Genomic DNA, 23,187 nt, shown 5'->3' on the forward strand with positions numbered 1-23,187 from the left:
TTATCAGTGTTCCTTGATTTTCTTCAAAATAAATAATAATATTCTCTTCTATTCCCAGAAAGTAAGTTTGTGAAAAATTCCACTTAAACTAATTGGTGCTTGAGTTCAAGAAGGATTGCAGTTGCAATCCTTTTTTGTTATTCAGCTAACGATGCAGGATAGTTGAAGAAGGATTATGGCTGTGCCATACAAAATTGTTATTTGAAAAAGAGTTTTGGAGGTAATTAAGTACTATTATAAATAAATGGAATGGGGCGAATATGAAAATGAATAAAGTGCAGGATAAAAGTGTGTTAAAAACTGTAACAAATTGATAATAGAAAAAAATTTAGATAAGTAACCATTAGGTTTGGAAAAAGAACAATGCGGTTAATGAAATGTGATAATTCATAAGGTTTGATAAAGATAAGTTGCCATCATCCAATAAATCATGATTTCTAGAATATGCAAATATTTCTTTTTTTTACAAATAGAAATATGGAAATCACATTCAACACAAGATAAAAGACTAATATCATTCAAGCAAACCCCTTTAAGCTTCGCTTATTTCTTCCATTTCATCATCAACTATAAAGAACCTTAAGCAATGACCCAATGATAGCTATCAGTTATATTTATCTTGTACAAAAAAAGTACATTTATTAAGGTTGATCAGGAAGACCACCTTATACCGTTGACTCAGACAGAGATATTATTCAATTAATGGGGGCGATTCTTCAGTAAGAAGGATCGTTTTTCTTATTCAAGTAACGGAGGCAGGATTGTTTAAGAACTTAAAAGAATATGTAAAGTAGCGGTAAATTAAATATATAAGAGGTGTATGAGATGTTTATAAAACAGCCATTTGACGAATTTTTAGGTTTGAAATACAAAAAGCTTGATGATAATAATTTGCAAATTATATTGCCAGTTCAGGACCTATTCATTAATAGTGCAGGGGTTATACATGGTGGTATCATTTCTTCATTGGCTGATGTAGCCGTATCAAACTTGTTACCAGCAAATGAAGATGGTATACAACAAGCTGTAACCGTTGATTTAAATGTTTCTTTTTTGAAACCCGCTACTGGTACATACTTGATGGCAAATGCCAAAATTGAAAAACAGGGCAAAACTTTAATTCATACGGAGTGTTCGATTTATAACGATAAACAAGAAATTGTAGCTAAATCTAAAGCAATCCTATTTCGCACAAACCTAAAGTAAGCCCACAAGAATCCCAAGAGGGCTTTTATCGTTTCGAGGATAAATACACCCGCTAAACATTAAAAAGAGCAGGACAGGGGCTATTTCTGCTAACGGGTGCTTGAGTTGGAGATCACAGCTGCCAATTTTGGCGGCTTTCTTCTGGTGCTAACTGGCAGGTTGGTTGAAGACGGAATTGCAAATAGGCAGAATCCACTTTGAATAAAAAAGTCATTTCATAAGAGGTAATGTCAAAGATTGTCACAATTAGCTTCTCCTTGAATAGAATAAATTAGGACACGTCCTTGATTAAAAAATTAGGAGAAGAACAATATGTCAGAAATTAGAGTCACTAATACAAATGATAGCGGTTCAGGTTCACTTCGTAATGCTGTTGATACAGCAAATCCAGGTGACGATATTCTCATTGCTGTTTCTGGTACCATAACTTTAATCAATCCGATCGATATTAATAAAACAATAAGTATATTTGGACGACCTGGTCTGACAATCACAATCAGCGGTAGTACTACACGTATCTTTAATATTAGCGGAGCAAATACAACAGTAAGAATCGTTCGCCTAACCTTGGAAAATGGTAATGATATCACAGGTGCAGGTGGAGGGGCGATCCTTAATAATGGTGCCAGATTGGGTGTGGTAAATTGTACGTTCTTAAACAACAAATCTTCTACTACCGGCGGGGCTATAGCAAATCAAAATTCTGGTAGAGTTAATATTCTTAGGAGTTCGTTCACTGGCAACACCGCTACTTCTGGCGGTGCTTTAAGTAATTCTTTTCCACTTGCTACTAGAGTGGATATTTCAGAAAGTAGGTTCAGTAACAACATTGCTACGTCTGGTAATGGTGGAGCTATCGTAAATGATGGGAGACTTACTATTATACAGACAACGCTTGATAGAAACAGTGCTCCGAATGGAGTTGGTGGGGCTATTGCAAGTGATGGGACAGCTACCATTCTAAGAACATTGATCGAATTCAACACCGCTACGAGTGGCGGGGGTATAGCGAATACACCTCCAGGTACCTTTACAATTATACAAAGTATTATCAGAAGAAACAGTCTTCCAGAGACAATTGGTGTATCCCCAATTGTTAATAAATCAAGTTCAGATCATTCCCGTCTTCACCAACGTCAACATCATGATGAAAGTGTTCACGAGAGCAGTAGTTGAAATTTGAACATATAAGGAAAGACCGTTCTAACGTTTTAGAGCGGTCTTTTTGGACAAGGTTTAACCTTCTAAAAGGTCAGATTTCCCATGTATGAACTCTTTAGCATGAAGTTCTTTTTTTCTTACTACAAAAAAGTTTGTGAAATATTGTACTTAAACAAACGGGTGCGATACTTCAATAACGAAGGTCGCTTTTGTCTTCTTCAAGTAACGTGGGCAGGTTTGTGCAATAACGAGTATAATCTTTTATATTCAATGTTTGATAGTAAATGAAAAGATACTTATTGAAGGATGGGGGGATAAAGTGTTCACAAAAGAAAATGATATTCATTCGTTAAAAGAGAATCTTCAAAAGAACTCTGATATTTTGGTTAAAAATATACAAGAAACGATTCGACCTTTCCTTTATGATGTTTTCTATTGACAGAGAAGCAAATGAAGTTTTTTATGAAGGGAACGATAACAGTATTTTTGCTGGTAATTACGAATTGCTTGGAGATATAGAATACTACAACCTTTCTGATGACGAATCAGACGAGTTCTGGGAGTTTTACGAACAGAATGATGAAGAAATAACCAAAGCTGAAACACAAGCTGTTATGGAATTGTTTGTTACCTGTTGGAGTAAGGCAAACGGACAAACCGTTAAGTTACCTGCCTATTTTGGTTTCCACGATGACGTTAAATCCTTTGACTTACATAAAAATAAATGGGTTTTTGATGAGGAAAAGTGGTCCGAATAAGCTTTAAAAGATGCCCCTCCTTATTGAACTAACGGGTCAGTTTTGCGCAACAATGTTGTCCTAAAAAAAATTCAGATTTCCACTTGTACCTTACGTAACATAATGATTTATAATGAACGTAACAGCAGGATGAAACGCGGGCCAACGGCAAAAAAAATCGAACAAATTAAATTTGAAATCGGAGGAGAAATGGACATGAGAAAACTCGTATTGTTCATGCATGTGTCGCTGGACGGGTATGCGTCGGATTCGAACGGAGGACTCGGGTGGATTCCGTACAATGAGGAATTTGAGAAATATGCTGAGGAGGTCGTAGCCGAAGTCGGAGCTCCCGTTTACGGACGGACGACGTATCGCATGATGGAGAGTTACTGGCCAACAGTGCTGGACGATCCGAATGCGTCGAGGCACGAAATAGAGCATGCCAAATGGCTGCAGGATGTTAAGAAGATCGTCATTTCCGGCACGATGGACAAGGTGGAATGGAACAATACGATGCTGATCAAGGACAATATCGCAGAGGAAATTAAGGTACTCAAAGAGCAGCCCGGCAAAAATCTCGTTATCTTCGGCAGCCCGGGAGCGGCGAAGACGCTGCTTAAGCTCGGCCTGATCGACGAATTCCTGCTTACAATTTGTCCAGTCGTCCTGGGCGGTGGAAAATCGGTATTCGAGGGCGACGGCGAGAAAATCAGGCTTAAGCTGCTGTCCAGCCGAACGTTCAAGTCGGGCATTATAGCGGCCCGCTATGAGTTGGAGAAATAGTCGTACAAGGTGTTCTGCTAACGGAGAATGATTGCTTAATAAACCGCCCTTAACGGGGCGGTTATTGTTTTGGCTGAAAATCAACATTAAGAATTAACATAGCCTTGTAAAATAATGGTTGTGGTCCGTGTCGGTCCGCTCTTATCGGTGGGAGGCAGTTTAAGCACCGGGTTTGACAAATAAGCGGAGAAATCTCTCTTAATTTGGAAATAGCACTGAAAATAGCATAAATAGACGGAGAGATTCCGCCTATTGACTCAAAAAACATGAAAATGGGGGATTTTACTTTGCATAACCGGAAATCCTCCCTTTATTTCCCCCGAAAAGAGCTCCATTCTGAATTTAACCGAAATATCTCCGCTAATTTTAAATATCACGGGTTACTCAATAATGGATAAGACTGCTGTAGCAGCCTTGTTTTCTTAATCCACATAAGGGTCAGATAACTATAAAGGTAATAAGGAAAAGGAGCTCATCATAATTTTAATTAAGGTTTTCCGTATTAATGGTAAGTACAATAAATGAAAAAGAGGTGAGTTATGGGCTCATATAATCTCTTGAAAGATCTAGTTATGCGAGGGAAAAACCGTAAAAAGAAAGAAAATATCATTCAAATTGACAATCCAAATAAAATTGTTGAAAGTTGTTACGTAGAAATCGGAGGTATAGAACAATGGATAACGATACGAGGTGAGGATTATAATAATCCAATCCTGTTATTTGTTCACGGGGGGCCCGGTAGTACCTATTCCATTTTCAACCCTTTGTTGCGTTCGTGGGAGAAATTCTTTACAGTTGTACAGTGGGATCAACGAGGTGCTGGAAAGACTTTTCGGAAAAATGGTAAAGAAGCTTGTGGAGAAATCACATTCGAAAGACTTACTCAAGATGGGATTGAAGTGACAGAATACTTGTGTAAAATAGTAGGTCAACCAAAGGTGATCTTGATTGGAAGCTCTGTTGGTAGTTTGATTGGTTTAAAGATGGCAAAACAAAGACCAGACCTTTTTTGGGCATATGTAAGCACTGACCAGAATGCCCCAGATCTTAAAGGTCGTTTACATATATTAACACTGGATGCCCTTAAAAAAGGGGGGGTCTCAAAAGGTATTAAATTGGTTGAAAAGATGGGATCAAATCCTTCTGATTGGACCCGAAAAGATTATGAAAAAAGGAACCGGTTTCTGGTCAAAGCTATTAGAGGTGTTCCTAATATGATTACGGATTTAATATTGCCATCATTAGTTTCTTCCCCTGACCATAAAGTACATGATATAGTTGATTATTTAAAAGGTATGTCATTTTCCCTTGATCACCTTTACAAAGATTTAGTTCCCTTTGACTTTAATAAAATAGGAAAAAGTTTTGAATTACCAATCTTTATTTTTCAAGGAGATACAGATATTATAACTCCAATCGAATTAGCAAAAGACTATTTTGATGAAATATCAGCACCTTACAAGGAATTTGTTACAATCAAAAATGCAGGTCATTTAGCCTGTTTTGCTCAACCTAATCAGTTTCTTGGAGAACTTACTGAAAGGGTGCTTCCACTAATATCACCTAAATATTAATTATTAATGGGTATCAGAAATTCGGAAATTGGAAAAGCAGCCAATTTACCATCATCTAAAGAAGAGTCTATATAAAATAAAAAATATTCAACGTAAGCTTTTCCTGTTCATTCACCCTCCAGATCATATTTTTTTTGCCAATAACAAAAACAATGCAGCTTTTTTGAGCTGCATTGTTTGGATTTATCCCTATTTACCCGGTCCATTCGGACTAGTATTCCCAGGTTTGTTTGTATTTGTATTTGTATTTGTATTTTGTGTCGGTGCCGGCGTAGGCGTAGGCGCCGGTGTTGGATTGGCAGGAACAGTAGAATTTGTACTAGGATTTGTATTTCCAGGTACATTCCCATTCGAATTTGTCGTTCCAGAACCATTGGTTGTATTTACATTCGTATTTGAATTATCTATTTGATTCGTATTATTATTGGCATTTGAATTATCATTTTGACCTGTATTGCCAGAGCCGTTGACATTCGTTTTTGCATTCGAGTTGCCGCTCCCAGAACCGCTCGAATCTCCTTGAGAAATTTGCGGCGTTTTCGGAACGACCGCTGATTCACCGCCATCCACATACCATTCATTTCCCGTTTGATAGACGTCATCCGGTTTCGTAAATTTTGATGTATCTGTTCCGAAATTCTCCATCATATCTTTAAACATAAGCTGGGCGATTTTCGTTTCACTTTCATCCAGATAATTCCCCGGACCATTCTCTGGATAACCGGTCCAGACCGCCATTGTATACTGCGGGGTAAACCCAGCAAACCAGCTATCATTGGTCGCACCGTATGGATAGCCGTAACGTGCCATTGTGCTGGCATCAAAATTGGTTGTTCCCGTTTTTCCAGCCACATCCAGCCACGGGACATTTGCCGTCATACCTGTCCCGGAATGGACGACTGAACGCATCATATCGGTCATCAAATAGGCGGTGTATTCATGCATCACCTGTTTGGACTGCGGGTTAAAGTTAACCGATTCGCCGTCCGGATAAACCACTTTGTCGACAAACGTCGGCTGGTTATAAATTCCGCTATTTCCAAAAGCACTATAGGCTCCTGCCATCTCAAGCGGATTCACCGTGTTGCTTCCAATCGCATAGGATTCATAGACCTGATTTTGCGGGAACGTGATGCCGAGTTTTTCGGCAAAGTCCTGTGCACGATCCAACCCTACACTTCTTAGCGTGAGAAGGGCAGGGATATTATAGGACTCCTGGAGTGCCGTTCGAATCGATAGCCATCCGTGAGATGCGTGATCCCAGTTTTGAATCGTTTGCCCATTGGAATAGGTTGTCGGCACGTCATTCAGTTGGTGACCAGTTGACCATTTCAGGTTTTCAATCGCCGGACCATAATCAAAAATCGGCTTAAACGTGGAACCCGGCTGACGTTTAAGACTAATTGCCAAATTGTTACCCATAAAGGTTGTCTTGTATTGATTTCGTCCGCTGCCGATTGCCCGAACCTCCCCGGTATGTGTATCCAGGAACACAAAGGCTCCCTGGAATCTCGCGTTCGGGTAAGCAATCACCTGATTTGTGTTCATCATTTTGTCTGCGTATTCTTGCGCTTTTGGATCCAGTGTCGTATAGATCGATAATCCGGACGTACCAAGGTCCAAATTGGGAAGCTTTGATTCCACTTCTTTTGCCGCCGCATCTAAAAAGCTTTGAAAAGGCATCGAATGTTTGGTTTGCGATACGAGTCCTTTTGTCACAGAGACGTTCATCGCAACCTGCATTTGCTGTTTTGTAATGTAGCCCTGTTTATACATGCGATTCAAAACCGTATTTCGGCGTTCGGTGGCTGCTTTTACGTTTCCTGATTGGGTCGGGTCGAACCGGCTCGGTCCTTGCGGAAGCCCGGCAAGCATCGCCATTTCAGGAAGCGTCAATTGACTTAGGTGATCCGCATCCACCCCGTAATAGTTTTGGGCGGCAGCCGCCACACCATAGGCTCCATTGCCAAGATAGATTTTATTTAAGTACATCGTTAAAATCTGTTGTTTGGAAAACTTTTTTTCCATTTCATCGGCGAGATACCATTCCTGCACTTTTCGATTGATGGTTTTCTGAGAAGTCAACAAGGTGTTTTTCACGAGCTGCTGGGTAATCGTGCTTCCGCCCTCGGAGCCGAATCCCCCGGTTATATTGGCGAACGCGGCTTCTATCGTATGCCGGATGTCCACCCCGCCGTGTTGATAAAAGTTGGCATCTTCTGTGGCTATAAAAGCATTTTCCAATTGTTTAGGAAGCTGACTGTACGTAATATCAGTACGGATCTGTTCCCCGTATTCATAGATTAATTTTCCGTTTTTATCATAAAATTTCACTGGAAGCGGATTTGCCAGTTTGGCAGGGTCGATGGGAGGTGCGTCCTTGACCATGGCGGCAAATGTGACGGAACCGGCTCCTACCGAAATGACCAAAAGCAGCAGGCAAGCCATTAAAATCATTTTTAAAGGATTTTTATTTTTTTGTTCCTTTCTTTTTTCTGATTGCTTTCGTTCTTGCCTTGAATCGAATTTTTCTGCCATTTTTTCACTCTCCTACCATGCTAACGATGCATCGAGATATTTTATTAAGATACTATTCTATCACTATGTCTTTTTCTTGGCTAATAAAAAATAGCATCCAAAACGGTCGCTCCTCTAATTACCATTTCCTCTTAGTGTTTCGTTCAATTTTTCAGATAGTGCAAGAAATTACGGTTTATCAACGTTTTACCACTAGGCGAATATCTTCTTTTCTTTTCACTGATAGTCCAATGGATGACGGCGTTTCCATCTTAATCAATGGGAGAAAGCAATTTTCATTTTTTTTCTTATATTTATTAATCTATTCCTTATTCGATAATAATTTGTTCATATTTATCCTTTAGCATTGGGGAAGTAATAGACAAAAGTAGGAGTGAAGAAATGAAAAAATGGGTTCTAGCAGGATGTATGATCAGCGCGTTCGCGTTATCTGCATGCAGTAATACGAGTAATAGCGTGGTCATGAAATCCAGTGCAGGAAATATTTCTCAGGATGAATTATATCAAGCAATGAAAACAAAATACGGAGCGCAGACTCTCCAGGAGCTTGCTGTAGAAAAAGTGCTGTCAAGTGAATATAAGGTTTCCAAATCAGACATCGATGCTCAAGTGAAAAAAGCAAAGGATCAGCTAGGAGACCAATTTCTTTCTAGTCTCCAGCAATATGGATACCAAGATGAAAATGACTTTCGAAATGCGACAGAACTCAATCTTCTAGAGCAAAAAGCTGTGTTTAAAACGATTAAAGTGACCGACAAAGAACTTCAGGCTGCATATGCTGCCTATAAACCCGATATTCAAGCTCGTCATATCCTAGTAAACGATGAAAAGACTGCCAATGAAATTGAGGCAAAATTGAAGGCGGGTACGAAGTTCGAAGATTTGGCAAAACAATATTCGCAAGATACAGGAAGCGCATCAAAAGGCGGCGATCTTGGTTGGTTCGGAACAGGCGTGATGGACCCGGACTTTGAAAAAGCTGCATTTGCCCTAAAATTAAATCAAATAAGTGCCCCGGTAAAAACGCAATATGGATATCATATCATCCAAGTCACTGGCATTAAACCAAAAGAATCATTCAATAAAATGAAAAGCACGCTCACTGACCAAGTGAAACAATCGAAAGTAACAAGTGACATGATGCAGAAAGTGTTAACAGCTGAGTTTAAAAAAGCAAAGGTGACCATTTCCGATAAAGACCTGAAAAAAGCCTCGGATTTCTCTGCTTTAACAAGTCAATGATAAAAAGCCCTGCAAAAACCTTTGCGGGGCTTCGTAAAAAAAGGGGAGTTACAAGTTTGATCACTTCTGAATGAATTGATCCAATGCCTAGGAAATTCCACTAAGAAGGTCTTGAAGAAATACCAGGTGTCGGAGAAAAACGGCAGGAATAATCCTGTCATCAAAAAAAAGAAACACCTATATTAGGTTTTTCTACGTCGTATCCTATGAAGCTCTTCCAATTTTTTAGAGATGGCCTTTGCCATTTCTTCCGTTACTTTGGGAAGGTAAGATTTTAAATACTTATTAACAATCTCTCCCATTGCACCTCCAGCAGTAATCTCAAGAGAAAATGTCATCCTCGTCTTATTTTGATCTATTTTTTCTGCAAAGAAATATCCTTCGCCTGAAAAATTATCATTTACCCCTTTTAAATTAAAAGTAACCTTTGTCGGTGCAATCCATTCCTTTATAGTTACCATCAGGCTAATCTTTTTCTTTATGAATCCGATGATACTATAAAATTCCCACGTAGATTGACGGTTTGTAAATTTACGATGTTGAATATATCCAGGAATAAGCGGCGCCCAGTTATCCATATCCTTAACAAAATTCCAAACCTCATTGATTGGTAAATTTACCTCAACTTGATACATCCCGCTTGGCATTCATTTTCCTTCTTTCCATTTCAATTATAAGACCTTCATATATTTATATGTTAGATGGTTATAAAGGGAAAGTGAGGGATTAATTAACATTTGAACTCGTTTTTTCAAAGCCTATCAACTTCATAAAGAATTGATAATGGGGGAGCGGAATAGTTCAGTAATTTGCCGTCCTGAATATAAATATTTATGGGTGAGGCGATGTTTTTTGGGAGAACATGAGACGGAAATAGAGGAGCCGATCAAATTATGTCTTACGCGGCATTTAAAATCCGTATTTACGCTTTCTTATTAGATTATCTAGTAATCGTTATATATGGTATTTTTATTGGTTGCATTTCTTTTGCATTTCGACCAATTTTAAACCCCTTATTTACAAGTTCCCCAGAAAAAGCTGAATTAACAGGTTTTTTTATGTTGACGTTGCCAGTTTCTCTTTATTTCATTTTATGTGAGTCCTCTAAATGGCAGGGAACATGGGGAAAGCGAAAAATGGGTATCCGTGTTGTAGACGGTGTTAGTCAGCGAATTGGAATCGGCCGCTCAGTTATTCGAACAGCTATCAAGTTTCTTCCTTGGGAGGCTGCTCACTTCGGTATATGGAGATTAATGCTTCCAACGGACGTTTCTGAGTTTACTGTTTATATGATTCTATATGCTGCCAATCTTGTCATATTATTATATCTAATCATTCCACTCACAAATAAAAAAAGGAAAAATATTTATGACTGGATAGCAGGAACAGAAGTAGTGCGCTGACTATAATAAGGTGCTTATTTAGGTAACGCGGACAAGAGTCCTATCCATTTCAATGGATAGGACTCTTGTCCGCCTTCTTGAATGGACAACTATCTTTTATCCTTTTGTGAATTATTGCTCGCTGTGTCACAAGAATACAAGCAGGAAGGACAACATGTCTATATAATATAGTATTTAAAAGAAAGGAGATGCATGTGATTGCTTGATAGTAAAAAAATGTCTGATTCAAAAAATTGTCCACGTTGCGATAAGGATCCATGTTGTTGTCCCATTGAAAATACGAATAAGAATACTTTTAACCCAACAATTAACGTCAATCCCGTAATTAACATTTCACCTACACCAGTTAACGGTGAACAGGGATTGCTTACAGAATTTGATGGAAGTGTATTACCGGGAACTGATTTCGTTAATATACCTATTGGATTGTCACCTATTACTATAGGGACAGCCACTTTGCATATAGATGATCCGAGTGATCGCGTCTTGTTACATGCAACTATTCAATCCATAAATCCTAATGATTTTACTTTATTTATACAATATTCTATCTTCCGCAATGGAACTGAAATATTTAGCACGATCGATAATATCCCTCCATTAGTAGAATTTATTTCAGCTACAACAACTGGTTTTTCATTTTTAGATAAGACACCTTTAGCTGAGGCCTCTCCCTCAGGGGTAGTCCTATATGAACTCAAAACGAGTAACTTACGAAGTGATGTATCTTTCTTTGTCGGCGGTACCATGGATACAAATTTTATCATTTTTACTGCTTCTAAAATCAAAGCCAACAATCCAACCAACCCATAACTTGTTTGTTCTATCGTTTAAGTGAATTAAAAAGGCGATTGCTACGTTGCAGTCGCTTTTTACGATTTCAATACCCTACTCGGTGGTTGTTATTCAATATATTCAACAAAAGGGGGCGTTTCTTCAAAAAGGAGAAACGCTGTTTTATGTTGAATAGTAAAAGAATCCAGAGCAAAAGATTATTAAGATGGGGGTCTCAATAAATGAAACTTGTTACATGGATTGCAGCAATGCGATTCAGGGATAAAATTGAAGAAATACTCCCTTATATAGCTGATATTTTAGTCATTCCAGAGTGTGAAGCTCCAGAAAAATGGGGCAAAAGTAAAAATCTACAATCTATCAATCAGTTTCAATGGTTTGGAGATAATTTAAATAAAGGAATTGGAATAATTACATTAAACAATAAGTTTCAAATTGATATTCATCCCTCTTACAACAAGGATTTCCGTTATATAATTCCTTTGGTAGTCTCAGGTGATCAAAATTTCATATTGTTTGCAATTTGGGCACAAAATACAAAAAAACAATATTATAGTTACATAGGTCAAATTTATTTAGCGTTAAATTACTATAAATGTTTGCTTAATGCCCCCTGTATTATCGCAGGTGATTGGAACAGTAATAAGATATTTGATTGTATCAAAAGAGTTGGGACACATTCAGAAGTTGTGGAGTTGCTTAAAAGCTTTGGTATAGTGAGTGCTTACCATACCTATTTTAATGAAGAACATGGCGAAGAAACTAAACCAACACACTATTTTAGAAAGGACAAAGATATGCCATTTCACATTGATTATGTTTTTGCATCCGAGACTATCCTAAAACAATTAAGCATTATTGAGGTAGGGTCCTTCGAAGAATGGATTAAGTTAAGTGACCATACTCCAATATACATGGAAATTCTGTAATTATTTTTAATGCAGCAGCTTACTTTGTTCAAAAACACAGTAAGAAACAGGCAATCTATTCTACTGCTCTATTTTCTTTTTTATTAGGAATGATATCTGATATTACATTTAACTTAAAGTACGACTTAAATGGATACTTTGAAAAAGGTCTTCAATTGACTAAAGGAGATGTTGTTTAATGGAAAAAGTTACACCATTCTTAATGTTTCAAGATGGTAAAGCAGAAGAAGCGATGAATCATTACATTTCATTCATTGACGATTCAGAAATTACAAGTATTGTTCGTTATGGAGCGAATGAAGCTGGAGACGAAGGAACTGTTATGCAGGCTACTTTTTCCTTAAAAGGGCAAGAATTTATGTGCATTGACAGTAATGTGAAGCATCAATTTTCCTTTACTCCTTCATTTTCAATTTTTGTTACTTGTGAAACTGAAGGAGAAATTAACAACCTTTATCAGAAACTTATCCAGGGTGGACAAGCACTTATGCCAATTGGGAATTATGGTTTTAGTCAGAGGTTTGGCTGGCTAAATGATCGGTTTGGAGTATCGTGGCAACTAAATCTTCCTTCTTGAAAGTCTTAAGTGTTTTCATTAAATATAAAACTACGGGATTATCCTTAAGAAGGCTTATGTAGTAATGGTCTACCCCAAAAATGGCCTGTTTGTTTCTGTAATGCTTACTAAATAAAAATGGATAATGTAAAGCATTGAACTTATTTGGGGTAGTGCCAGGAAACTGCATTCCTTGACGCTCCCCCATGGCCATCAAGTCAAGACAATTCATTACCCCCAATACGAAAAAGTGCCATAATTTCATGGAGATTATGGCATTTTTTAGGTGCATTTAAATTTCAAATGCAAAAAAAAGAGGTGTGTAGTAGAATAGATGGTACTGGAGGGGGATTGATGGAAGAATATATACATGTGGAAAACGAAAAAAAAGTGAAATTGAAATTTGGAATTTTAAAAAAAGACATTGTATTTACCATATCACTCTTGTTAGCAATCGTAAGCTGTTTATTCCATACACCAAAACTAGAATATATAAATTTTAAAGTATTAGTCAGTTTATTTAATCTTTTGCTCGTAGTTAAGGCTTTGGAAGATCTTAAACTATTGGATAAGTTTGCCATTGCTATACTGAGTAAATGTCATAATAGTAAAAGTGTTTCAACAATCTTAATTTTATTATGCTTTTTTAGTTCCATGCTTGTAACGAATGATGTGGCATTACTAACATTTGTACCATTAACACTTATAATTAGTAAGATTATACAAACTTCTATGTTAGATACTATTATACTAGAGACAATTGCGGCTAACATCGGAAGCAGCCTAACTCCAATGGGAAATCCTCAAAATCTTTTCATATTTACTAACTACGGAATAAAGCCTATACAATTTTTTACAACAATTCTTCTATTAGTGGTTCTTGGAATTGTTCTGTTATTCTTTCTTAATCAAAGGTTGAATAGTAAAACATTGGAAATGGAACTTCCGTATATTCCGATAAAAAATAAAAAAAAGGCAACAGTATGGGGAATACTATTTGGCATCATATCTGCATCCATACTAGGGGTTTTAAGCTACAAACTTGCGTTCATCATCGCAATGGGAACCGCATGTATACTTGATATAAAATTATTGAAGAAAATTGATTATTTATTGCTTATTACTTTTATATGTTTTTTTATATTTATAGGAAACATATCGGAATTAAAGGTAGTACACACTTTTGCCAGCGAAAATCTCAAAAGTCCCACATCAATCTTTTTCAGTTCCATAATTTTAAGCCAACTGATAAGCAATGTACCAGCTGCGATCTTTTTATCAAAATTCTCCGTAAATTGGCAGCCTTTATTAGTAGGTGTGAATTTAGGTGGACTTGGTACGATTGTTGCTTCCCTCGCAAGTGTAATTTCATTTAAACTTTTTATTAAGAGAGATCCACAAAAAAGTAAGATGTACCTTATAAGGTTTAGCTTTTATAACTTTTCGATTTTAGCTCTTTTAACTCTTGTTTATTATTTTACGATGAAATATCAAAATTTCTTTTAATACAAAGTAATAGGTTTAATTAACTTTGGGTCCTACCAATATAAAAAACCCAATTTCTCAAATTTTAATACTGAGAAATTGGGTTTTTTATTTTAGGTTTTGTGCATTTATATATTTTATAAATATTAAATGGGGAGTCTAATTTCAATGACAGTACCTTTATTTATTTCACTATCCACACTTATTTCACCTGAGTGGTTTTCGATGATTTTCTTACTTACCATAAAACCTAAGCCCGTTCCTTTTTCTTTTGTTGAATAAAAAGGTTCTCCTAATCTCGATAGGACTTCTTTAGGTATCCCGCAACCCTGGTCAGTAAGCCGAATCAACACCCTTGATTTATGTTCACTTTTGACTTCGATCGTAATTCTTCCACCATTTGGCATGGATTCAATGGAATTTTTAATGAAATTGATAAACACTTGCTTTAATTGGTTTTCGTCACAGTAAATATGAGTAATGCCCGGGTTAAATTCTGTCGCAAATTGAATATTGTTCATGATTGCTTGTGAATCTAAAAGGGTCATAACTTGAGATAATAAAACCCGAATATCTTTTTTATCATATTTGATTGATTGAGGTTTCGCGAGAATTAATAACTCACTCAAAATAAGTTCAATTCGTTCTACTTCGGAAGAGATGATTTCATAATATTGGCTTTTACAATTTGAATCTGCTTGCATTAATTGACTAAATCCTTTTATAGCGGTCATCGGATTTCGAATCTCATGAGCAATCCCGGCAGCCAATTGTCCGGCTACAGCTAATTTTTCGGAATTCTGTAGATATTGTTGTGCCTTTTTCCATTCCGTAATATCCCTAAAGGTAATCGACCAACCGTTCATATTACCATTGTTATCATGAATAGGAGAAACGGTTACCGATACATTTACCAAATTCCCATTTTTATTTTTTCGAGCCGTTTCTAAACCGATAATGGATTGTCCATTTTTTACTTGTTCATACAGTTGATTCGCTTCATTTAAATTTTCATCAGGAATGTAGGGGACATGTTGTAAGTTAAGTCCTAAGACTTCCTCCTTAGACCAGCCAAACACCTTTTCAAAGGTTTTATTTACTTTTAGTGCGCGACCTTCGTGATTATAAATCACAATCGCATCAACATTATTTTCAATAAACATTTCCAATTGTGATGTTTTTACTTTCAGTTCATCTTCAATTCGCTTTCTCCTAGAACTATCCCGGCATATACCTGTTAATCCAATAATAGCACCGCTGCTATCCCGAATAGGGGATAGCGTTGCTTCCACATCAAGCAATTGACCATCCTTTTTTTGTCGAATGGTTTCAAAACCACTTATGGTTTCACCCATTTTTATGTTTTGATGAATTTGAGCCATCGAATCTCTGAGGAATTCAGGAATAATCGGTAATTTTTCTCCCTTTACATCTTTTTCCGACCACCCAAACATTCTTTCAAAGCTTGGGTTCACTTCTAAGACTGTATCTTCCATATCAATGACCCACATGGCATCGGCATTATTTTTAATAAAAGATTCTAATCTTTCTTTTACCTTCCTTATTTCTTCCATTGCCTGTTTACGCTCGGTTATTACACGCGCGACACCAATAAAGTTTTGTATATTTCCCATTTCATCTCGAATCGCTTTAACATTGGTTTCAAACCAAACATAATGACCATCCTTATGTTTTACACGACACTCAAAGCTATCCTCTTCTAAATTCTGAAAAAAGTTTAAATGTGCTAGTTTTACATAGTCTTCACGATAGAATGTTTCATATGATAAAGTACCAATTATTTCATCCGGCGTATATCCCAGTAATTTATGGACAGATGGAGTTATATACTCCACACGTCCTTCAGGAGATGAAATCGTTATAATATCCTGAGCATTTTCAGCTATTAATTTTAATAAATCATAATTAATCGGTAATATATCATCATTCTGTTTAGGTTTAGTGCCAATTTGATCGTTTACCATACATGATCTCCCTAATTTTTCTGTTTTAAATAATATAATTATACATATCCTACTTTTTTCCTTTATTTTTTATTTTACAATTTGGTTTCAGAGGAAAAAGTGATAAAAATAGGTCACTAAACGAAATTGTGCAGTACATAGAAACAACTCCAATTAAACATTTCACAGATTCCAGCACGTATAAAAAATACGCGCAAAGAATTGATTCTTTAAGGCATTTCCGGAATCCTGCAGCCCATGGTAAAAAGCTTACAATAGAAGAAAACATTAATGTGAAAAATTTCTTGTTTAATAGTGGTATTTTGAATTGTTTATCATCGGACAAAAAAGAAATGTTCAAGGAATAGGAAATTTCCTTTATATTTAATTTACACAATTATAGGTTAGAGTCGTGGAAAATCGAAATAATCATCAAAAGTCCTCTCAACTTATTTTGAGAGGGTTTTCATTATTACTTTTCATTTCTAATTTAGTTTTTAAAAACTCAAATAAGGTTGACATGTCGTCAAGGGAATGGTGAAATCCATTCCCCTTTTTGTGCGACGGGCAATCGCATCGTTTCTCGTGCCATCAGTTATTATTGGTATCAGAAAGACATTCAAACAAATTCACTCTTAACAAACAAACCATTCATAGAAATTCCAATCTAACAGCTTTCCGTACTTCATTCTTATAATTATTTAAAAATGTTAAAAGTATCAGTAATATGTACTTATTGCAATACCAATTACCATATTCGCCACCTGGAAGCTCCGGATTTATAAATAAATATGATAACCTACATAAAAAAGATATACGACTAAAACTGTGAAAAATGCTTGTTCAATTGCACCGCCAGTACGAATTCCACCAGGTATACCTATATGGATTTTTAAAGGCCATAAAAACTTAATTCCTTGTTTTGTGAGCATATCAAGGACCATATGACTGAACATTCCAAGCAAGATACCGAATTCAATTTCTTTAGGCCAGGAAGTCTGCTGAAATAAGAAGAATGCTAAAACTAAAAACAAAAGACTATGAGTAAAGGAACGATGACCGAATACAGAGCTGACTATATTATCAATCAACGGTATCTTTCGGCCAATCGATGAACCGGTATGGTCGATATCCGGTATTAAAGCACCTAGAGCTAAACTACCAAAAAAAAGAGCTTCATGGCTAACGGCTCCTCCCAAGTTTAAATATAGAGCGCCAGCTGCTAAACCCCCAACAATATGTGTTTTACCTTCCATGTTTCTCTCCTATTCTTTGCTTTCCATTTCTAACGTATAATGTTATTTAATCCTATCATTTTATATGTTTTGTAACCATAGATACTCATCATATATCTTAACGTCAGATTCTTTAAATATAAAAAACCGGTTATTCCTTCTTATCGTTGGAAAAACCGGCTTCTTCTTTTTTCGTAAATAAAGTTGGTACTACCTTTATAAAATTGCAGGAGCTTCCATACCCATTTGGCTCCATTCTTCTTTAGCAGGACCATATACACCAGGAACGATTACGTCTGCTTGGCGCATAAGGATGGTCATTTGTCCGCGATGATGGATTTGATGATTTATTAGTATAGAAAGGCTAAATCCTTTTGCCCATTCGAATTGTCCAAACATGTTACAAGATTCCGTTAGGGTTTCATCTGTCCATTGTGTTTTAATAGCTTTGATTAAAGATTGGCTAGCTTGGCGGTAAGTATCTGCGATTTCGTTTGCTGTAGTAGGAACGGTAGCATGATGAGATGGTGCATCAAAGGTTAAACCTGTTTGTCCCATAATACCCTGAAGGGCAGTGACAATGTGCCAAGCAATACCACCTAGGGTACGATCATTAGGTTTAACGGATTGCTTCAAAGATTCATCGGTTAAAGCGTCAAGCATTTTTTGCGTTGAAGAGCTTTCGAACTCCCAAGCCTTGACAAACCCATCAATAGTTAAAAACATGAATAGTTCCTCCTATTAAAATATTTACACTATTATAGTCTATAATACATTTCTATAATTTTCCACATAAATTTTTATCGGTTCTATAAGAAAGAGGAGAGTTTGTCTGTAGCTGATATCGTAGGTTTCTGTCAGAAAAAGCTGGCTAAATACAAAGTCCCCAAGTAGGTTGAGTTTTTAAGGGAACTTCCAAAAAAAGGAAAAAGTTCTTTATATTTCTATAACCCAAAAACATAAACAAGCAAATGGATTTTATCTCGCACTGTAACAACGACGATCGGGCATCATCGATTTGTGAAATAATTTTATTAAAAACAGCGGATTCCAACAGACGGAATCTGCTGCTTTTTTATGCAAATATGAGTATGATATGCAAATTTTCATAAAATGAGAGACTTTTTTTAAAAAAGAAGTCTCTAAAACCTTGTTTATTTTCGTTTATAGCTTAATTTGTGTAAAAAAATAGTTGGTACAAAAATTGCAACTATTTAAAATATTGAAATATTAAACTAAAATATTAGGGGGGCTTATTAACGATTTAAGAGTTTAAGATTTAAAATAACAAAATGCAATCGCTTTCAATTGATAATGCGGACTAAAAAGGAGAATTGATAAATGGAGAATGTCACTCTTAAACGGTCACTAGGATTATGGGCAATTGTTTTTCTTGGATTAGGTTATATGACTCCAACTATTGTATTTGATACATTTGGGATTGTGTCTAATGAAACAAATGGAGTAGTACCGCTTGCGTACCTGACTGCTCTCGCTGTTATGTTGTTTACCGCGATAAGTTATGGAAAGATGGTATCGGTATTCCCAAGCGCTGGATCAGCTTATACATATACAAGGGAGACCATGAACTCTCATCTTGGTTTCTTAGTCGGTTGGGCAGCATTGCTTGATTATATCCTTCTGCCAATGGTGAATGCACTGATTATTCGTATTTACATGCAATCCATTTTTCCAGAGGTTCCTGCTTGGATTTGGGTGGTCGTTTATGTTGCCATCGTTACTGGAATTAATGTATGGAGTATGGGGAAAACCTCCAGTTTGAATTCCTTGCTTGTTGTGTTTGAATTTGTTTTAATCGCGGCATTTATTGTTCTTGCTTTTGTTCAATTTTCACATGGAATGGGGCAGGGAACAATTTTAACAACTAAACCTCTTTATCATTCAAATGTCCATCTTGGAGCTGTGTTAACAGGCGCTACCGTAGTTTGTTTTTCCTTTATCGGATTTGATGCCGTGACCATGTACGCTGAGGAAGCAATTGATAAAAAAACCATGCCGAAAGCGATCATGTTAACCGTTTTTATCGGCGGGGCCATCTTTTTCGTTGGTGGTTATTTTGCACAGTCTTTATTCCCTACTGTTGAGCATTTCAAAAACACCGACGATACATTGCCGGAAATCGGATTGTATGTTGGAGGGACACTCTTTAAATTGGTTTTTCTTGCAGGTGCTTTTGCTGCTACCGTGGCTTCCGGTCTCGCCTCACATGCTAGTGTATCGCGGTTATTATATGTAATGGGAAGAAATGAGGTGCTCCCAAGGAAGCTGTTCGGTTATGTACATCCAAAATTTAGGACACCTGCTTTTAATGTCATCTTGGTCGGTATCATTTCATTGCTTGCTATATCTTTTAGCTTAGAATTAATATCTTCCTTTATTAACTTTGGGGCATTGATTGCTTTTACTTTCGTAAATTTATCGGTAATCGCTTACTTCGTGTTTCACAAAAAAAGATACAAAACAGCAAAAGATATTTTTTCTTTCCTGATTATGCCACTTATTGGGGCAGGCTCAACAGGGATTTTGTGGTCCAATTTGCAATCAGACGCACTCATAGGTGGACTATCTTGGTCGGCAATCGGGATTATCTATCTGCTGTTTCAAACCAAATTCTTTAAGGTCAAGGTTGCCGATTTTGAATTTGAAGAAGCGGAAAGCACTACTTCAATATAATATTTTCAAAACGCGTCCTACGGCATATAGGATGCGTTTTTTTATGAAGGAATTTCCCTCTTTTTCAAAGTGGTAAATTCTATGCAAAAACGAATAACCACATTCATTTCTTCATATTGACCTATTTCATTTTCTCTTACCTATCTTTAAAAAGCCTAAAAAATCAACCTTTTTCAATGTTGGCACGAAAATTGCTTTTAGAATTAATAACAATAAAAAATGAGGTGTTAACATGGCAATGGAATCTTTAAGAATCGAAGAGAATGAAGCATTAATAAAAGAAAGAGACAATTCGCTCCTTGAGTTTCAAGGAACATTAAAAGAAGCAGTTAGTATCTTAAACTATCCTTCTCGAGTAATTGAATTCTTAAAGACGCCAATGAGATTTTTAGAAGTAAGTATCCCACTACGAATGGATAATGGGGAAATACAGATTTTTCAAGCATATCTGGCACAGCATAATGATGCGCCAGGACCGACAAAAGGGGGTGTTCCAATGGACTGACGACGAGAGAGGCAATATCCATTCTTGATGAGCGCAAGATTCTCGTTGTGCCAGAAATCCTCGCCAATTCCGGCGGCGTGATTGTCTCCTATTTTGAATGGTGTCAGAACAATCAAGGGTACTATTGGAAAGAGGAAGAAGTCGAAAGCAGGCTTAAGAAAAAATGACGGAGAGCTTCTTAAACGACTACAACACTTCTAAAAGCTATGGCCGGGAAATGTTCGTGAATTGCAAAATATTATTGAAAGATTAGTAGTATCTGCCGATGAACAGGCGATAGATGCTGAGTTTGTTAGTCAGTTCTTATCGCTTGGCTACGAATATAAAAAAATGAAGCCGATTATTACAAGAGTTATACCATTACAAGAGGCAATTGATGATGTCGAAGAACAGTTGATTATACAAGCTATGAAACAATACAAGACGACAACTAAAGCTGCAAAAGCTTTAGAAATCAGCCTATCATCCGTAAGCAGAAAGTATCAGAAGATTTTAAGTGAGAAAAATATGAATATGGAGACACTATCTACTTAAGCTGGTTCGAAAATCCTTTTATGCATACTACAACCTTTGGGGGCAATCCACTTGCCTGTGCGGCCGCAATTGCCACAATTGGAATTTTAATAGAAGAAAAATTACCGGAAAGAGCTGCTGAAGTAGGAGAGTATTTCCTTGAAGAGCTCAAAAAAAGCTGCTAAAGGCCATGAAGATAAAGTGCAAGAAATTCGTGGAAAAGGGTTGATGATAGGAATCGAATTCCATAAGGATGAAATCGGCTATGAGGTTTCGAAAGGAATGTTTGATAATGGCATTTTTGTTGCCGGAACATTGATCAACTCGAAAACAATTAGAATCGAGCCGGCATTAACAATTGGCTATAATGAGGTTGATCAAGTGGTCAGAACCTTTAAACAAGTACTATCTGGTGGAAGAATAATATATTAAAAGGTATGAATGCAATAGAAGGGGAGCAGATAAAGTGGAAATGGAAAAGAAATTTGTTAAGCTCCAAACATCAATACCCGGTCCAAAATCCAAGGAACTATTGCAACGGAGAAACAAATATGTTCCAAAAGCAATCAGTAATAATATTCAATCCTTCGTGAAAAAAGCACAAGGTGCACTCGTCGAAGATGTTGACGGGAATAAGTATATCGATTTTGCAGGGGCAATCGGTACACTTAACGTGGGACATTCCCATCCAAGGGTTGTTTGGGCCTTGCAGGAGCAGGTAAGCCAATTCATTCATACAGGCTTTAATGTGATGATGTACGAATCGTATATTCAGCTAGCTGAGAGGCTTTGCAGGATCGCTCCCGGAGATTTTGAAAAACAGGCTGCTTTTTTTAACAGTGGTGCTGAAGCTGTTGAAAATGCAGTGAAAATAGCAAGGAAGTATACAAAGCGCCAAGGAATCATCTCTTTTACACGTGGATTCCATGGCCGTACGTTAATGACGATGACGATGACAAGTAAGGTAAAGCCTTATAAATTTGGATTTGGACCGTTTGCCCCAGAGGTCTATAAAGCGCCTTACCCGTATGTTTATCGCCGTCCAGACGGAATGAATGAAGAGCAATACAGTGCCATGATGATTGATCAATTCGAGCAGTTTTTAATCAATGAAGTGGCGCCGGAAACGATCGCTGCCGTGGTTTTGGAGCCTGTTCAAGGGGAGGGCGGATTTATTGTTCCAGATTTAGCTTTTATTAAACGAGTGAGAGAGATTTGCAATCAATACGGAATGCTGTTTGTGGCAGATGAAATTCAAACTGGCTTTGCCCGTACAGGAAAATACTTTGCCATCGAACATTTTGGGGTTGTCCCTGATTTAATTACCATTTCAAAATCTATGGGAGCCGGCGTTCCAATCAGCGGTGTGATTGGACGGGCAGAAATAATGGATTCGGCGGAGGTTGGAGAGATTGGAGGTACTTATTCCGGTAGTCCGCTTGGCTGCCGAGCTGCTTTGACGGTTCTCGACATTATTGAGAGCGAAAATCTTAATGAAAGAGCAGAAATATTAGGAATTCGTGTGATAGAAAAGATGCAGCTTTTAGCTGACCGGTTTGATTGTATCGGAGATGTCCGTGGTCTTGGTGCAATGTGCGCGATGGAAATTGTGAAAGACAAAAAGGATAAAACTCCTGATAAAGCGACGGTTGGAAAAATTGTAAAAGCGGCAGGAGAGCGCGGCCTTCTTTTATTGAGCGCAGGGATCTTCAGTAACGTCATCCGAATCCTTATGCCTTTAACGATTACGGATGACCAGCTTGTAGAAGGTTTGCAAATTCTAGAGGAAGCCATAAAAGCAGTAGTGGAAGGTAATCCGGCTGCTTCCTTGGGGAGGTAATAGTGTGAAAAAACTGGAGCAGCA

20 protein-coding genes and 3 pseudogenes are annotated in these 23,187 nt (G+C 37.1%); 17 read left to right on the forward strand and 6 right to left on the reverse strand.

All coding sequences use genetic code 11. The features are described 5' to 3' along the window. The first annotated feature begins 825 nt into the window (after window positions 1-825). The gene (locus ACZ5XR_RS12980; protein ID WP_464502046.1) at window positions 826-1,206 is read left to right on the forward strand and encodes a PaaI family thioesterase; all 381 of its coding nucleotides are present in this window, start codon (window positions 826-828) and stop codon (window positions 1,204-1,206) included. Window positions 1,207-1,318: 112 nt separating this feature from the next. Here ACZ5XR_RS12980 and ACZ5XR_RS12985 read toward each other — a convergent pair whose 3' ends face one another. Continuing rightward, window positions 1,319-1,450 (reverse strand): hypothetical protein, encoded by a 132-nt coding sequence (locus tag ACZ5XR_RS12985; RefSeq protein ID WP_464502047.1) that lies wholly within the window; start codon window positions 1,448-1,450, stop codon window positions 1,319-1,321. 68 nt (window positions 1,451-1,518) lie between these two features. On the opposite strand from ACZ5XR_RS12985, the gene ACZ5XR_RS12990 reads away from it, so the two are divergent. The 4 genes from ACZ5XR_RS12990 (at window position 1,519) to ACZ5XR_RS13005 (ending at window position 5,464) form a co-directional block, all read left to right on the forward strand. Then, the gene (locus tag ACZ5XR_RS12990) at window positions 1,519-2,382 is read left to right on the forward strand and encodes a right-handed parallel beta-helix repeat-containing protein (RefSeq protein WP_464502048.1); all 864 of its coding nucleotides are present in this window, start codon (window positions 1,519-1,521) and stop codon (window positions 2,380-2,382) included. Between the two features lie 407 nt (window positions 2,383-2,789). Beyond that, complete coding sequence (locus ACZ5XR_RS12995; protein WP_464502049.1) at window positions 2,790-3,125, forward strand: hypothetical protein; 336 nt, start codon at window positions 2,790-2,792, stop codon at window positions 3,123-3,125. A 195-nt stretch (window positions 3,126-3,320) separates the two neighbouring features. Beyond that, entirely contained in the window at window positions 3,321-3,890 is a 570-nt protein-coding gene (locus tag ACZ5XR_RS13000) for a dihydrofolate reductase family protein (protein WP_464502050.1), read from the forward strand. A gap of 539 nt (window positions 3,891-4,429) precedes the next feature. Beyond that, window positions 4,430-5,464 (forward strand): alpha/beta fold hydrolase, encoded by a 1,035-nt coding sequence (locus ACZ5XR_RS13005; RefSeq protein ID WP_464502051.1) that lies wholly within the window; start codon window positions 4,430-4,432, stop codon window positions 5,462-5,464. Window positions 5,465-5,653: 189 nt separating this feature from the next. On the opposite strand, the gene ACZ5XR_RS13010 is transcribed toward ACZ5XR_RS13005, so the two are convergent. After that, window positions 5,654-8,002, reverse strand: a complete 2,349-nt coding sequence (locus tag ACZ5XR_RS13010) for a transglycosylase domain-containing protein (protein ID WP_464502052.1) — start codon at window positions 8,000-8,002, stop codon at window positions 5,654-5,656. A 381-nt stretch (window positions 8,003-8,383) separates the two neighbouring features. Here ACZ5XR_RS13010 and ACZ5XR_RS13015 point away from each other — a divergent pair, with 381 nt between their 5' ends. Then, window positions 8,384-9,244 carry a peptidylprolyl isomerase gene (locus tag ACZ5XR_RS13015; protein WP_464502053.1) on the forward strand — a complete coding sequence of 287 codons (861 nt, stop codon included), beginning with the start codon at window positions 8,384-8,386 and terminating at the stop codon, window positions 9,242-9,244. 182 nt (window positions 9,245-9,426) lie between these two features. Here ACZ5XR_RS13015 and ACZ5XR_RS13020 read toward each other — a convergent pair whose 3' ends face one another. Continuing rightward, complete coding sequence (locus ACZ5XR_RS13020; RefSeq protein WP_464502054.1) at window positions 9,427-9,891, reverse strand: CoxG family protein; 465 nt, start codon at window positions 9,889-9,891, stop codon at window positions 9,427-9,429. A 246-nt stretch (window positions 9,892-10,137) separates the two neighbouring features. Here ACZ5XR_RS13020 and ACZ5XR_RS13025 point away from each other — a divergent pair, with 246 nt between their 5' ends. The 5 genes from ACZ5XR_RS13025 (at window position 10,138) to ACZ5XR_RS13045 (ending at window position 14,433) form a co-directional block, all read left to right on the forward strand. Continuing rightward, complete coding sequence (locus ACZ5XR_RS13025; RefSeq protein WP_464502055.1) at window positions 10,138-10,647, forward strand: RDD family protein; 510 nt, start codon at window positions 10,138-10,140, stop codon at window positions 10,645-10,647. 198 nt (window positions 10,648-10,845) lie between these two features. Next, window positions 10,846-11,460: a hypothetical protein gene (locus tag ACZ5XR_RS13030; protein ID WP_464502056.1), complete on the forward strand. Its 615-nt coding sequence runs from the start codon at window positions 10,846-10,848 to the stop codon at window positions 11,458-11,460. Between the two features lie 203 nt (window positions 11,461-11,663). Next, entirely contained in the window at window positions 11,664-12,371 is a 708-nt protein-coding gene (locus tag ACZ5XR_RS13035; RefSeq protein WP_464502057.1) for an endonuclease/exonuclease/phosphatase family protein, read from the forward strand. A gap of 178 nt (window positions 12,372-12,549) precedes the next feature. After that, the gene (locus ACZ5XR_RS13040; protein ID WP_464502059.1) at window positions 12,550-12,948 is read left to right on the forward strand and encodes a VOC family protein; all 399 of its coding nucleotides are present in this window, start codon (window positions 12,550-12,552) and stop codon (window positions 12,946-12,948) included. Window positions 12,949-13,281: 333 nt separating this feature from the next. Beyond that, the gene (locus ACZ5XR_RS13045) at window positions 13,282-14,433 is read left to right on the forward strand and encodes an SLC13 family permease (protein WP_464502060.1); all 1,152 of its coding nucleotides are present in this window, start codon (window positions 13,282-13,284) and stop codon (window positions 14,431-14,433) included. Window positions 14,434-14,558: 125 nt separating this feature from the next. Here the strand turns inward: ACZ5XR_RS13045 and ACZ5XR_RS13050 are convergent, their stop codons facing one another. The 3 genes from ACZ5XR_RS13050 to ACZ5XR_RS13060 form a co-directional block, all read right to left on the reverse strand. After that, a complete protein-coding gene (locus ACZ5XR_RS13050; RefSeq protein ID WP_464502061.1) occupies window positions 14,559-16,397 on the reverse strand; it encodes a PAS domain S-box protein in 1,839 nt (612 codons plus the stop codon). 758 nt (window positions 16,398-17,155) lie between these two features. Beyond that, window positions 17,156-17,632, reverse strand: coding sequence for a metal-dependent hydrolase (locus ACZ5XR_RS13055; RefSeq protein ID WP_464502062.1), 477 nt, complete (start codon window positions 17,630-17,632; stop codon window positions 17,156-17,158). A 195-nt stretch (window positions 17,633-17,827) separates the two neighbouring features. Beyond that, entirely contained in the window at window positions 17,828-18,337 is a 510-nt protein-coding gene (locus ACZ5XR_RS13060) for a DinB family protein (protein ID WP_464502063.1), read from the reverse strand. A gap of 615 nt (window positions 18,338-18,952) precedes the next feature. Between ACZ5XR_RS13060 and ACZ5XR_RS13065 the strand changes: the two genes are divergently transcribed. The 6 genes and pseudogenes from ACZ5XR_RS13065 to gabT all read left to right on the forward strand — a co-directional run bounded on the left by ACZ5XR_RS13065 (window position 18,953) and on the right by gabT (window position 23,163). Then, window positions 18,953-20,305, forward strand: coding sequence for an APC family permease (locus tag ACZ5XR_RS13065; RefSeq protein WP_464502064.1), 1,353 nt, complete (start codon window positions 18,953-18,955; stop codon window positions 20,303-20,305). 412 nt (window positions 20,306-20,717) lie between these two features. Further along, window positions 20,718-20,810 (forward strand): Glu/Leu/Phe/Val dehydrogenase dimerization domain-containing protein, encoded by a 93-nt coding sequence (locus tag ACZ5XR_RS13070; RefSeq protein WP_464502299.1) that lies wholly within the window; start codon window positions 20,718-20,720, stop codon window positions 20,808-20,810. Next, window positions 20,798-21,063 (forward strand): annotated as a pseudogene (locus tag ACZ5XR_RS13075) (glutamate dehydrogenase); the annotation flags it as partial. The gene ACZ5XR_RS13070 and the pseudogene ACZ5XR_RS13075, both read left to right, overlap by 13 nt. Then, window positions 21,018-21,344, forward strand: a pseudogene (locus ACZ5XR_RS13080) (AAA-type ATPase lid domain-containing protein); the annotation flags it as partial. The pseudogenes ACZ5XR_RS13075 and ACZ5XR_RS13080, both read left to right, overlap by 46 nt. Continuing rightward, window positions 21,341-21,755 (forward strand): annotated as a pseudogene (locus ACZ5XR_RS13085) (aminotransferase class III-fold pyridoxal phosphate-dependent enzyme); the annotation flags it as partial. The pseudogenes ACZ5XR_RS13080 and ACZ5XR_RS13085, both read left to right, overlap by 4 nt. Before the next feature lie 40 nt (window positions 21,756-21,795). Next, the gene (gene gabT / locus ACZ5XR_RS13090) at window positions 21,796-23,163 is read left to right on the forward strand and encodes a 4-aminobutyrate--2-oxoglutarate transaminase (protein WP_464502300.1); all 1,368 of its coding nucleotides are present in this window, start codon (window positions 21,796-21,798) and stop codon (window positions 23,161-23,163) included. Window positions 23,164-23,187: the final 24 nt, after the last annotated feature.

It is taken from the genome of Neobacillus sp. Fa239, from assembly GCF_055395235.1.